Raw genomic sequence first — 13,071 nt, forward strand, 5'->3', positions numbered from 1 at the left:
ACGACCGCAGCCTGTGCGTCCTCAGCCGCCGTCCCTTGTTGAAGAGTCGGTTGAGCAGCGCCATCCGTTTCGGATTGGCCTCCCACTTCGCCCCCATTTTTGCAGGCATCAGGCTCGCCACTTCTTCTGCCCGAGGATGGAAAAACTCCGTCAGCTCCACCAGATTAGCGTCCTGCGCGCCCATCTCTCCCTTGATCCGTTCCATGCGCGGCGCACGTGTTTTCAGATCTGCCACGCGGATGATGTCATCGTAAGCCATCGCGTTGGCGATATACTTCGCCGCTGTCGCACTCAGCAGCCAATCGTGGCCCGCATCGTCGCGCGCGATCACGCCATCCAGACGGTCCAGATACACACCCCCATAGGCGCAATCCTGAAAATCCACGACCTTGGTCAGCCCCGCCTGCGCCATCTCCTGCACCGGCTCCGGAAGGCGCTGAACCCGCATCAGCAGCGCCTCCCATTTGGTCATCTCGCTCTTTGGTCCAGCCAAGGACGGACGCGCCGGTCGCAGGTCCTTCTCAGGCACCGCAACACCGTTCTGCGCCGCATCAAACCCCACCGCAAAGGCCCGCAACGAAGGTTCCACCCCCTTGCCGCCTGCGCGAATGGCCTCCTCAAACGCTTCCCGCGCGAACGGCAAGGCACCCGACCCCGCAAGCGCCCCGAACAGACTGGCCGAGATTACAGACCCCTGCCCCACCGCCAGCGTCTCCATATCCGCGAGGATCAACTGTTGCGCGGCAATCTCCGCCGCCGCCCGCACCTCATCGGCGTCCGCAATCCCATCGCCCGGCGTCATCTTCTCCGACACCGCCAGCGCGCGATGGGTGGAGCCGATCAGCACCGTCCGGTCCGGCGTCACAAACCCCCGCATGATCGCGCGGCCCACTTCCATCATTTCCGAGGCGATCAGCACATCCACATCGCCGCCCGACGGGGCCAGCGCAAAGATTGGCATCTGATCCGACGCGGGCGTCATCTCAACATAATAAATCGTCGAGCCCGTCCGCTGCGCCACACCCGCCACGGAGGTCGCCTGACAGGCGTATCCCTGTGCCCGCGCGAGGCTCTCGATCCACCCCGTGAGCACGCCACCGCCCTGCCCGCCCACGGCCATCACCGCCAGCTTGATGATCTGACCCACCCGCGCGTCGGGCGTCTTCTGTGGCAGCGTCACGTTCATGTGGGCGCCCCGTCCAGCCGCAGCCGTTTGGCATCGCGCCGCGTTTGCAGCCAACGGATCACACGCCCCCGCACACCTGCGCGCCAGCGTTCAAACCCACCGGGATTATGCACCACATCCGCACGGTAAAACGACGGACACAGCACAGCGGCATCCGCCACTTCCCCGCAATTGCCACAGCCCACGCAGGTCTGATCAATATGCGCAATCGGATCGTCGCGCAGCGGATCGTCCAGCCGTTTCAGCGACAGCGACGGACAGCCCGACAGCCGGATGCACGCGTGATCCCCGGTGCAGACATCACTATCCACCCCAAAGCGCGGCACATCCACGCGCCGCCCATCCTTGATGGCTTTGTTGCGAATGGGCTTCTCCCGCCGCTGCTTGTTCAGCATACATTCGGAGGAGGCGACAATCACCTTCGGCCCCTTGAACTCCGTTGTTAGAGCCTCTTTTACCGTGTCGCGCACCTTGCCCACATCATAGGTGTGATCAATCTGCCGGATCCATTCGACCCCCACCCCTTTCAGCGCGGCGCTGATCGGATTGTTCGTCGCCTTCGTATCATTATGCGCGCGGCTCGACAGAATGTCCTGCCCCCCCGTCGCGGCGGAATAGTAGTTGTCGACGATCACCACGACATTGTCCGACTTGTTGAACACCATGTTCCCGATCGAAGAACTCAACCCATTATGCCAGAACCCGCCGTCTCCCAGCATGGAGATCGCGCGCCGCTCTCCCCCGCCGTCGAAGGCCGCATTGGCCGCAGGGCCAAGCCCGTATCCCATCGTCGCCCCGCCAATCTCAAACGGCGGCAGCGAGCCAAACAGGTGGCACCCAATGTCGCCCGTGATCTGGTGCTTGCCCAACTCTTCCTCGACCAGTTTCATCCCCGCAAAGATTGGCCGTTCCGGGCACCCCGTACAAAATCCCGGCGGACGGATCGGCACCGTCTTCGACAGATCCGGGATCGCCGGCTCCTCCTGATTGGGCGCGCGCACCTGCCCCGGCAGCATGTCGGGTGCGGCCTGTTTCAAAAACGCCGTCACCCCGTCCAGCATCACCTGTCCGGTATACTCCCCCGCCATCGGCAACACGTCCTTGCCATAGAGCTTCAGCGTCTTGCCCCCGCGATAGAGGAAGGACGCCAGATGCTGCTCCAGATGCTCCGGCTGGCCTTCTTCCACGACCAGCACGTGTTCCTTGCCTTCACAGAAAGCGTCAAATTCGTCTCTAACCAGCGGATAGGTGACGTTCAGACAGTAAATCGGCACTTCCGTCTGCCCAAACACATCCGCCAGCCCCAGCCGCTGCAAAGCGCGGATCAGACCGTTGTACATCCCCCCCTGCACCACGATGCCTAGCTTGGCTTTGTCGGGTCCGAAGACCTCGTTCAACCCGTTCTCCATGATGAACTTCTCGGCGGCCGGCCAACGGTTCTGCACCTTGTCCTGCTCGTGAACATAACTCCACGGCGGCAGCACGACCCGTTTGAAATCCGACTGCGGATTGGCAATCGCCTCCTTCACCGTCAGCGGCGGCGGCACGTTGTCCTTGGTCGCGAAACTCCCCGTCACGTGGCACGACCGAATGCGCACCATCAGCATCACCGGCGTATTGCTCGCTTCACTCAACTCAAACCCGTCTTTCACCGCCTTGGTGATCGACGGCAGGTTCGGGCGCGGGTCCAGCATCCAGAACTGCGACTTCATCGCAAACCCATGGGAGCGTTCCTGCATGATGGAACTGCCCTCACCGTAGTCCTCCCCCACGATGATCAGCGCCCCCCCGTTCACGCCCGAGGAACACAGGTTCGCCAAAGCGTCCGAGGCCACATTGACGCCCACAGGACCCTTGAACGTCACCGCCCCGCGAATGGGATAGTGAACACTTGCAGCCAACATCGCCGCCGCCGCCGCCTCGCTCGCATTCGCCTCAAACCGCACACCCAGCTCGCCCATCAGCTCCTCAGCATCGGCCAGCACGTCCATCAAATGCGAAATGGGCGCGCCCTGATAACCACCCACGTAGCCCACGCCGTTTTCCAGCAACGCCTTTGTAATGGCGAGGATCCCCTCCCCGGTGAACACATCCCCATCGCCCTTGCGCAGATGTTCCACCTCAGCCTTGAACGAGCGTTCTGCCATGATCTCTCTCCGAAACCTTGTTCGTGATACGTTTTAAAAATCGTGCTTGCGAATGTTGCGCAGGATGGTTTGCAGGGTGCCGACAAAGGCGCGTTTCTCGGCGTCGTCCACACCTGCGAACATCGCATCCGCCGCCCCCGCCATATGCGGCCACATCCGCTCATAGGCTTCGCGGCCCGCCTCCGTGATGAACACCCGCGTCGCGCGGCTGTCCCTTTCATCGGTCTCCCGCCGGATCATGCCGTTCTGGTCCAACGTGTCCAACGCCCGGCTCAGGGTCGATTGCTGCACCACCGCGTAGACCGCCAATTCCCGGATCAGAATGCCATCAATCACCGACAACACCGCCAGCGACCGCATCTGCGGCGTGGTCAATCCCAGCGCCGTCATCTCTGAAGACAGCGCGGCGTTGTACCGCCCGATGATACGGTTCATCAGATAGGGCGCGAAGTTCTCCAGCCCGATCTCGCCCAGCCGGGGCGGGTTCACCTTGTCCTGTTTGTTCATGCGCCCAACCCTTTCGCCAGATTGAAACCCGATCCGCCGCCCAACCCCGGTCCGGGATGGGTCGAGGCGCCGATGTGATGCAGTCCCTTGATCGCGGTGCCGTTGTTGACCTGCCCCGCATGGGGCCGCCAGACAAAGAACTGATCCAGCGTACAGGCCCCGCCATAGGGGTCCCCGCCCACAAGGTTCACGTTCATCCGTGCCAGATCAGCGGGGGAAAAGGCGCGGCGTTTCAACTTGATGGCGTCCCAGTTGCGGATGTGGCTGCTCAGGATGCCTTCGATCCGGTCGGCAAAGGCCTCGCGCGTGGCCTTCGTCCACTCCGGCGTGGTCTCAATCTCTCCGGCCGCGTCGCCCTTGATCAGCGTCGGCGCGTCGGGGATCTGCAACCACAGCAGCGCCTTGCCTTCGGGACAGCGCGTCGGATCCATGCGGTGTGGTTGCCCCACGCAGATGGTCGGCACGGCGGGCAACATCCCACGCTCTGCTTCATTGCTGGATTTGGAAACGGCATCGATCCCATCCGACAAATGGATCAAGGCCACATCCTCCAAGCCCTCCGCGGCCCATTCAATCGGACCGTCCAACGCGTAATGCAGCTGGAAATTGCCCCGCCCGTGGCGGAATTTCTTCTCCGGTCTGGGCAGCGCCGCATCCGCCAGCAGATCGTCGTAAAGCTGCCCCGGTGCGGTGCTGGCAATCACATTCTTGGCCCGAATGCCTTCGCCCGCCGTTGTCTTTACCCCGACGGCCTTGCCGCCTTCGATCACAATGCGCTTGGCCTCAACGCCGGTTCTGATCCGGCCGCCGTTGGCCTCGATCAGCCCCCGAAACGCAGCCGCCGCCTGCCCTGCCCCGCCTTTGACAACAGGTGCACCTGCCGCCTCCAAAGCAAAGGCAATCACCCGCGCCATCTGGCCACCGTAACTCGCCTCCGGCGTCAGCCCCACGTGCAACACCCAGGGTGCCCAGATCGCCTGCACGTCCGGGCTGGTATAGCGCGTTTCCAACCACCCGCGCGCAGGCTCCAACGCTTCGCCAAACCACGCCTTCAAAGGCCCTAACCCGCGCGTCCACGCCTGTTTGGCCAACAACATCGCCGTCCCGCGTGACCACAAAGGCTGACCCAGAAGCGCAAACAGAAACGGCGCATCCGCTTCCACGCCGCCCACGTCACGCCCATGCTGATCGCCGTCCCCTGCCCCACGCCCGTTGAATGCCGCCACATTCGCGGCACGGTCCATCGTCAAAACAAGCGAAGACCCGTCCGGGCGCAGCACGGCCGTGGGATGAGGGGAGTGGCAATACTCAAACCCGTGTTTGGCCAGATCCTCCCCCAGCGCCTCCTGCGCGGGACCGGTCATGAACAACACAAAGGTCGCGGCCATCACATCGTGATGATACCCCGGCAGCGTGACCTGATCGGAGGTATACATGCACCCCCCGATCCGGTCTTCGCGTTCGATCATCAGCACAGAATCGCCCTTGCGCGACAACATCGCTGCGGCCACCAACGCATTGATGCCCGTCCCGATGATCAGATGGTCGACCTGCGCCACCGCTTAGCCTTTGGGCACAAGCGCCAAAGCCCGGATCGGAGAGCCCGTGCCGTTCTTGATCTTCAAAGGGGCCGCAATCAGGATCGCACCCTTTGCTGGCAGCTTGTCGAGATTGGCAAGCGACGCCAGACCAAAGCAATTGTCCCGGTGCAGCAGGTTATGCGCCGGATAGGGCGGCTCCATCCCGCCGGCCTGGCCCGCATCCGTGCCAATGCACTGCGTGCCCCAACCGACGATTTTCTTGCTCAGCAGATACTCAATGCAATCCGGCGTCGGCCCCGGCGAATGCGGGCCGGTTTCATCCGCGTTGAGGAACTTCGCCTCATCATCCACGCGGCTGTCCCAATCGGTGCGCATCACAACCCATTCGCCCGCCTTGATCTCTCCGTGCTCTTTCTCCCAGGCTTTCACGCCATCCGCGGTCAGCAGAAAATCCTCGTTCGCAGCGCTTTCGGCAGAACAGTCAATCACGTTGACCGGGGCCACCAGCCGCTGCACATCCAGACTGTCGGTATAGCCATCGGGATAATCCTTGCCCGTGATCCAATGGTGCGGCGCGTCAAAGTGGGTGCCCGAATGCTCCCCCAGCACCATCCAGTTCCAGGCAAAGAACGGGCCGTCGTTGTCGTATTCGGAGATCTTGTGAATCTCCACCTTGGGCGTGTTCTTGGCAAAATCCGGGGGCAGCTGCAGAATCGGTGTGTCCGGACCCAGAACACCGGAACAATCCACCACTTCCACCCCGCCCGAGGCCAGCATTGCACCAAGGCTGCTTACAACGTCAGTTGCGCTCATATCTCTTCTCCCTGAAACCCGCGATATGGTTCGCGGTTAAGTTGATGAATCAATGCTAGACAAGATTACATGCGTTTGCAATTATCTTATGGACGAATGGAAAACACTGCATGACCACCAATCCAGATGCCGTCATTATCGGAGCGGGACATAACTCCCTCGCCTGCGCCTGCCACCTTGCGGCGCGCGGATGGAAAGTGGCGGTCTATGAACAGAACGCAGCACCCGGAGGCGCTGTAAAAACAGGGGAATACACCCTGCCCGGCTTCCGCCATGACTGGGCCGCGATGAACCTGTCATTGTTTGCAGGCTCTGCCTTTCATACCCAACACGCCGCTGAACTGGCGGGCCACGGATTGGGATTTGCGCCAACGGCGAATCCCTTTTCCTCCGTTTTCCCCGATGGCCGCTGGCTGGGCATTTCCAACGATCCGGCGCTGACCACCGCCCGTGTGCGCGGCTTTTCAGGCGCCGATGCGGACGCCTGGACGGCGCTTACCGCGCGCTTCCCGGCAGAGGCCGAAGCGATCTTCGGTGTCCTCGGCAGCCCGATGAATTTACGTGCATTTTCATCCTTAGGATGGAAGACGTGGCGCAAGCGCGGCGGCGGCGGCACCCTTGATCTTGCACGGTTTTTGATGATGTCGCCGCGCGCATGGCTCGACCAGACATTCGAATCCGACCATGTCAAAGCCACGCTTGCCGCCTGGGGGATGCACCTCGATTTCGCGCCCGACGTCGCAGGTGGCGCGGTCTTCCCCTATCTCGAAGCGATGGCGGGTCAGGCCTTTGGCATGGTGCTGGGCGCCGGCGGTGCTGACGCGATGACACGCGCCATGGTCAAGATGATCGAAGCGCGCGGCGGGGCGGTCCATTGCAACAGCCCCGTTGCCGGCATCAACCACGCCGCCGGGCGCGCCTTTGGCGTCATCCTTAAAGACGGCACGCTGATCGACGCGGAGAAAGCGGTGATCGCCAATGTCGCCCCCTCCGCCCTGCTGAAACTGACGGGCGGGTCCGGTGACAGCCGCCATGACACCGCGATGGAGAAATTCCAGCACGCCCCCGGCACGATGATGATCCACCTTGCGATGGACGCCCTTCCCGACTGGCCTGCGCCCGAATTGAAACGTTTCGCCTATGTCCACCTCGCCCCCTCGATGGACCAGATGGCGCGGACCTATACCCAGGCCAAAGCCGGATTGCTGCCCGATGAGCCGGTGATTGTCTGCGGGCAACCCACGGTTGTGGACCCCTCCCGCGCGCCTGCGGGCAAGCACGTGTTGTGGCTGCAAGTGCGCATGGCCCCCGGTCAGATCAAAGGCGACGCCAAGGGGGAGATCACTGCGACCAGCTGGGCCGAGGCTGCCGAACCCTTCGCGGGCCGCGCGCTGGATATCCTCGAAGGCTACGCCCCCGGCACGCGGTCGAAAATCCTCGCCCAGCACATCGTTACACCGGATATGCTGGAGGCCGACAATCCCAACCTCATCGGCGGCGATCAGGTCTGCGGCAGCCACCATCTGCACCAGCATTTCATGAACCGTCCCGCCCGTGGCTATGCGGACGGCACCACACCGATCAAGAACCTGTACCACACCGGCGCCGCTGTCTGGCCCGGTGGCGGCACGGGTGCGGGGCCCGGCACCCTGCTGGCCAAAAAACTCGCCGGAAACTGATAAAAACAGACACCAATAAGGGAGAAATCACATGAAACTATCCAGAAGAAGCCTGCTCAAAACCTCCGCTGCGGCGGCTGCCTTTGCCACCGTCGGCCTGCCGTCTTTCGCCAACATTGATGAGCTCGTCATCGCCTATAACGTCAACCTGCCCAGCTGGGATCCCACCGTGGGTCTGTCGGCGGTGAACCCGACGATTCAGGGGTTCTACCAATCCGTCTTTGACCTCTACATCCCGCAGAACCCTGACCTCAGCTTCGGGTCCGGCATCATCACCGACTATGGCTGGAACGACGACAACACAGCCATCTGGATGGACGTCCGCGAAGGTGTCTCCTGGCACAATGGTGATCCGCTGACGGCAGAGGATGTCGCCTGGTCGCTTGAACGTGTGGCCAATCCAGACACCGGCTCCCCCATTCAGTTCATCTGGGGCAAGATCACCAACATCAAAGCCGACGGCAACCGCGTCACCGCTGACATGCCCGAATTTGAACCAACCTTCTTCAAATGGATGTCCTTCCTCACCGGCTATGTCATGCCCAAGAAATACTATGAGGAAGTGGGTGCCGAAGGCTTTGAAGCAGCCCCCATCGGCAGCGGGCCTTACATGGTCGAGAAGTTTGAGCGCAACGCCTTTGTCCGCCTGAAAGCCAATGAAAACTACTGGGGCGGCACGCCGGAATTCAAAACCGTGACGATCAAATTCGTGACCGACGCAGCCTCCCGCGTGGCCGAAGTGGAATCGGGCAATTCCCATGTGACGCTTGAGATTCCCTACGAGGAATTTGACCGGCTGAAAGCAAAGGACGGGCTGGACGGCACCGCCTCCCCCATCTCCGACATCGGCATGATCTTCCTCAACGACATCGAAGTGATGACCGATCCCAACGTGCGCAAAGCCGCCGCGCACGCCATCGACAAGCAACTGATCGTCGATCGCCTGCTGTCCGGCTACGGCGTGCCCATCGACACGCTGCAAACGCCTGACTACATCGCCTATGACGACAGCATCACCGTTGAGTTCAATCCGGAGAAGGCCAAGGAACTGCTCGCCGCCTCCGGCTATGGCCCTGATAATCCGGTGAAATTCAAGATCCAGACCACCAAGGGGTTCAAACCCAAGGATTACGAGATGGTACAGGCCATCGTCGGCCTCTGGCGTCGCGTGGGCATCGAGGCGGAGATCGAGGTTTATGAGATCGCCAAGCATTTTGAGCTGCGCGCAGCGGACCAACTGGCCCCTGCCGCCTTCTACAACTGGGGCAATTCGGTGGGGGATCCGACAACCTCCACCGGGTTTGCGATGTTCGGCCCCTCCCCGCATTCGGTGTGGGATGGGGAAGAACGCTTCAATTCCATCCTGCCGCTTTGGGGCGAGGCGGACGAAGCCAAGCGCATCGCAGGCTGGAAGGAAGTCGACCGCCAGATCGCGGAAAACGCCGAAGTCATTCCCCTGCTGCAATACGTGCAACCCATCGTGCATGCAGCAGGCGTGAAGGTCACGCCGCACCGCTCCGGCGCGTTGCTGCCGCACCTGATGACCCGGGCGTAAAGCAGGACTTCCCAAGACGAGACGGGGCTGTCGCGGCCCCGTCCTTTTTATCTGAACCGGCCCCTCCATGACCCTGTTGCGCAACATCCTGATCCGGCTGCTGACCACGGCCATCACGCTCTTTGGTGTGGCAGTGATCGTGTTTGTGGTGATCCGCGTGGTGCCCGGCAATCCGATTGCGATGATGCTGCCGCCGGGTGCGACGGACGCCGATATCGAACGGCTGCAAGCGCAATACGGCTTCGACAAGTCCATATTCGAGCAATTCGTGATCTGGCTGGGCGGTGTGATGCAGGGCGATTTCGGTACTTCGATTTCCCTGCGCCAGCCCGTCGCCGATCTGGTGCTGGGCCGCCTGCCCGCGACGCTGGAGCTGTCGATTTTCGCGCTGGTGATTGCGGTTCTGATCGGTGGCGCATTGGCGTTGCTGGGCACGCTCTATCGCGACACCAAGGGCGAAGCGGCGGTGGACGTGAGCGCTGGCATGGCGCTGTCGGTGCCGGATTTCCTGTGGGGTCTGGTGTTAATCTTACTTTTTGGGGTGCTCTGGCCGGTATTCCACATCTCCGGCCGCATCTCCCCGTCGTTGAACATTGATTTCACAACGAATTTCTACATGTTCGAATCCCTCATCCGCCTGCGCTTTGACGTCTGGGCCGATCTTGTGGCGCATATGTTCATGCCCGCTTTGGCGCTGGCCATCCCGCTCGCCGCGATCATCGCGCAGCTTTTGAAACAGTCTCTGAAAGAGACGATGCACCTTGATTACGTGACGCTGGCCCGCACCAAGGGATATGGCGAAAACCACGTGATCACCCGCGAAGCGCTGCCCAACGCGATCCTGCCGACGCTGACACTGGTGGGGGTTCAGTTCACCTTTCTGATCGGCGGCACCGTCATCATCGAGCGGCTGTTCAGCTACGAAGGCCTCGGCAATATGGCCATCGACGCGGTGATCAACCGGGACCTGCCGCTGATCCAGGGCATTGTGATCCTCTTTGCGCTGCTGTTCACCCTCGTCAATCTGGTCGTCGACATGCTCTATGTCGTGCTGAACCCAAAGCTGCGCCATGCGTGACGCGCGCGGGGAGGTAAAACGGCCCATAGGGCTACGGTTGTGGCTGTCGGGCGGCTGGCTGGCGCTGCTGGTCTTGGCCGCCCTGTGCGCCCCGCTCATCGCGCCGAATGACCCCCTGATGCAGGACCTGTTTCTGGGCCGCATGCCACCCTTCTGGATGGACGGGGCAGAGCCGGGGTTCTGGTTAGGCACTGATTCACTGGGCCGCGACGTGCTGAGCCGCATCCTCTACGGCGCGCGGCTTGCGTTGATCGTGGCGCTGGTAGCGGGTACGCTGACCTGCCTTGTGGGCGCCACCCTCGGTCTGATCGCGGGCTATTATCGCGGCTGGCCGGATCGGATCATCAGCCGCTTTGTCGACATCTGGATGGCCTTTCCCCCGGTCCTCTTCGCGATCCTGCTCATCGCGGTGTTGGGACCGGGGCTGATGTCGATCATCATCGCGATTGTGGTGATTGACTGGACCCGCTTCGCCCGCGTGATCCGGGCCGAGGCGATGACACAGGGCGCGATGGATTACGTCGCCAGCGCACAGGTCGCCGGGCGCACGCGGTTTGGCACGATGCTCACCGAAATCCTGCCCAACGTGCTGCCGACCATCGTGGCGCTGCTGACCCTTGAAATGGGCGTCGCCGTGATTGTTGAGGCGATCCTGAGTTTCGTGAACCTGTCGATCTCCACCGACAGCCCCACATGGGGCGGGATGATCGCCGAAGGGCGCACCTCCGTCCACCAAGCGTGGTGGGTCTTGGTCTTTCCGCTGATCACGCTGTTCCTGACGGTGCTCAGCTTTTCGCAATTGGGCGAGGGTCTGAAAGACCGTTTCGATCCGGTGCTGCGATGAGCGGCTATTTGTCGATCCGCAATCTGACCGTGCGCCTGAAAGGCGGGGCGATGATCCTGCGCGATGTGTCGCTGACCGTGCGCGCCGGTCAGGTGCATGGGCTGGTGGGGGAAAGTGGCGCCGGCAAGTCGATGATCGGCAAGGCGGTGCTGGGCACCCTGCCCCGCGCGTTGGAGGTGGTGTCGGGTCAGATCATTCTGGACGGCACCGACCTGCAAACCCTCGACCCCAAGGAACGGCGCAGACGCATTGGGGCAAGCGCTGCACTGATCCCGCAAGACCCGCTGACCGCGCTCAACCCGTCAAAACGCATCGGGCCGCAGATCACCCGGCGGCTGGTGGATATCCTCGGCTGGCCCAAGATCGCCGCCGAAGCCCGCGCGCTGGAGCTGTTGGAGGAGGTCCATATCCCCGATCCGGCCCGCGTGATGCGCAGCTATCCCCATGAGCTGTCAGGGGGCATGCGGCAAAGGATCCTGATCGCCTCCGCCTTTGCGGCAGAACCCAAGCTGATCATCGCCGATGAACCGACCACAGCGCTGGATGTGACCGTGCAAAAACAGATCCTGCGCCTGATCAGCGAAATGCAGTCCCGGCATGATACGGCACTGCTGTTTGTCACCCATGATCTGGGCGTGGTGTCCAAGGTCTGCGACACGCTGTCGGTGCTTTACGCTGGCAAAGTGGTGGAGGAGGCGAACATGCACCGCTTTTTCATGCGCCCCATCCACCCCTATTCCGCCGCTTTGCTCGCCGCGACACCCACCTATACCGACCCCACCGGTAGCCTGACGCCCGTGCCGCAAACGGTGATCGACGGGGTGGAACGTGAGGTCGCCGAACACGATATGAGGGCCGCGCCATGATGTATGAAGTACGCGACCTGCGGCTGTCGTTTCCCGATATGGCCCACAAACCGCTGATCGGGGCAGCACCTCGGCTTGAGGTTCTGAAAGGGCTGAGTTTTGACGTGCCCAAGGGGGCTGTGCTGGGGATTGTCGGTGGGTCTGGCTCTGGCAAATCGACGCTGGGCCGCGCGATGCTGCGGCTGCTGGAGCCGACGGGCGGGACGATCAGCTTTGATGGCACCGACATCACGCATATGGGCGAGGATCAGCTGAGGGGCATGCGCAAGCGGTTTCAGATGATCTTTCAGGATCCGATGTCCTCCCTGAACCCGCGTCGCCGGGTGGGGGGCATCATTGCCGGGCCTTTGCGGTTGCAGGGGCTGGACGGCTTAACGGGGCGCGTGGATGAGGCGTTGGATATGGTCGGTCTGCCGCGTGGTTTCGCGCAGCGCTATCCCCATGAGTTGTCGGGGGGTCAGCGGCAGCGGGTTGGCATTGCGCGGGCCATCGCCCTGCGGCCCGATTTCATTCTGGCGGATGAGATTGTGTCGGGGCTGGATGTGTCCTCCCAAGCGCAGGTGTTGAACCTGCTGGGGGAGCTGGTGCGCGATCTGGGTCTGACGCTGGCGTTTATCAGTCATGACCTGTCGGTGATCCGGCGGCTGTGTGACCGGGTGCTGGTGTTGCATCATGGGGAAGTTGTCGAGGAAGGCGCGACCGCGGCATTGTTTGACGCGCCACAGGCGGCCTATACGCGGGAGTTGCTGGGGGCGATCCCCCTGCCCGATCCCCATCAGACCTGGGGGTGAGTTGCCCCTGGGCAATTCGGGATTTTCTGTTGTTTTTCAATTTGTTGCGTTGCGCCTGTTGAAA

The 13,071-nt window shown here is 62.1% G+C and carries 11 protein-coding genes; 6 read left to right on the top strand and 5 right to left on the bottom strand.

All coding sequences use genetic code 11. The features are described 5' to 3' along the window. The 5 genes from Q1A91_RS22835 to Q1A91_RS22855 all read right to left on the bottom strand — a co-directional run. A partial coding sequence (locus tag Q1A91_RS22835; protein WP_299883005.1) for an indolepyruvate oxidoreductase subunit beta family protein occupies positions 1 to 1,186 on the bottom strand: 1,186 nt, incomplete at its 3' end. Then, the gene (locus tag Q1A91_RS22840; RefSeq protein ID WP_299883007.1) at positions 1,183 to 3,333 is read right to left on the bottom strand and encodes an indolepyruvate ferredoxin oxidoreductase subunit alpha; all 2,151 of its coding nucleotides are present in this window, start codon (positions 3,331 to 3,333) and stop codon (positions 1,183 to 1,185) included. The genes Q1A91_RS22840 and Q1A91_RS22835, both read right to left, overlap by 4 nt. A gap of 33 nt (positions 3,334 to 3,366) precedes the next feature. Further along, the gene (locus tag Q1A91_RS22845) at positions 3,367 to 3,840 is read right to left on the bottom strand and encodes a MarR family winged helix-turn-helix transcriptional regulator (RefSeq protein ID WP_299883009.1); all 474 of its coding nucleotides are present in this window, start codon (positions 3,838 to 3,840) and stop codon (positions 3,367 to 3,369) included. After that, a complete protein-coding gene (locus Q1A91_RS22850) occupies positions 3,837 to 5,399 on the bottom strand; it encodes an NAD(P)/FAD-dependent oxidoreductase (protein WP_299883011.1) in 1,563 nt (520 codons plus the stop codon). The genes Q1A91_RS22845 and Q1A91_RS22850 overlap by 4 nt, the downstream gene beginning before the upstream one ends. A 3-nt stretch (positions 5,400 to 5,402) precedes the next feature. Beyond that, positions 5,403 to 6,194 carry a cyclase family protein gene (locus Q1A91_RS22855; RefSeq protein WP_299883013.1) on the bottom strand — a complete coding sequence of 264 codons (792 nt, stop codon included), beginning with the start codon at positions 6,192 to 6,194 and terminating at the stop codon, positions 5,403 to 5,405. Positions 6,195 to 6,304: 110 nt separating this feature from the next. Between Q1A91_RS22855 and Q1A91_RS22860 the strand changes: the two genes are divergently transcribed. The 6 genes from Q1A91_RS22860 (at position 6,305) to Q1A91_RS22885 (ending at position 13,007) form a co-directional block, all read left to right on the top strand. Then, on the top strand, positions 6,305 to 7,873 hold the full coding sequence (locus tag Q1A91_RS22860; RefSeq protein WP_299883015.1) for an NAD(P)/FAD-dependent oxidoreductase: 1,569 nt from the start codon (positions 6,305 to 6,307) through the stop codon (positions 7,871 to 7,873). Between the two features lie 31 nt (positions 7,874 to 7,904). Next, entirely contained in the window at positions 7,905 to 9,428 is a 1,524-nt protein-coding gene (locus Q1A91_RS22865) for an ABC transporter substrate-binding protein (RefSeq protein ID WP_299883018.1), read from the top strand. 67 nt (positions 9,429 to 9,495) lie between these two features. Beyond that, positions 9,496 to 10,506 (top strand): ABC transporter permease, encoded by a 1,011-nt coding sequence (locus Q1A91_RS22870; protein WP_299883020.1) that lies wholly within the window; start codon positions 9,496 to 9,498, stop codon positions 10,504 to 10,506. Further along, on the top strand, positions 10,499 to 11,350 hold the full coding sequence (locus Q1A91_RS22875; RefSeq protein WP_299883022.1) for an ABC transporter permease: 852 nt from the start codon (positions 10,499 to 10,501) through the stop codon (positions 11,348 to 11,350). The genes Q1A91_RS22870 and Q1A91_RS22875 overlap by 8 nt, the downstream gene beginning before the upstream one ends. Next, the gene (locus Q1A91_RS22880; RefSeq protein ID WP_299883024.1) at positions 11,347 to 12,216 is read left to right on the top strand and encodes an ABC transporter ATP-binding protein; all 870 of its coding nucleotides are present in this window, start codon (positions 11,347 to 11,349) and stop codon (positions 12,214 to 12,216) included. The genes Q1A91_RS22875 and Q1A91_RS22880 overlap by 4 nt, the downstream gene beginning before the upstream one ends. Further along, positions 12,213 to 13,007, top strand: a complete 795-nt coding sequence (locus Q1A91_RS22885) for an ATP-binding cassette domain-containing protein (RefSeq protein WP_299883026.1) — start codon at positions 12,213 to 12,215, stop codon at positions 13,005 to 13,007. The genes Q1A91_RS22880 and Q1A91_RS22885 overlap by 4 nt, the downstream gene beginning before the upstream one ends. The last annotated feature ends 64 nt before the right edge of the window (positions 13,008 to 13,071 follow it).

This window comes from uncultured Sulfitobacter sp. (assembly GCF_947500075.1).
GTDB lineage: Bacteria > Pseudomonadota > Alphaproteobacteria > Rhodobacterales > Rhodobacteraceae > Sulfitobacter.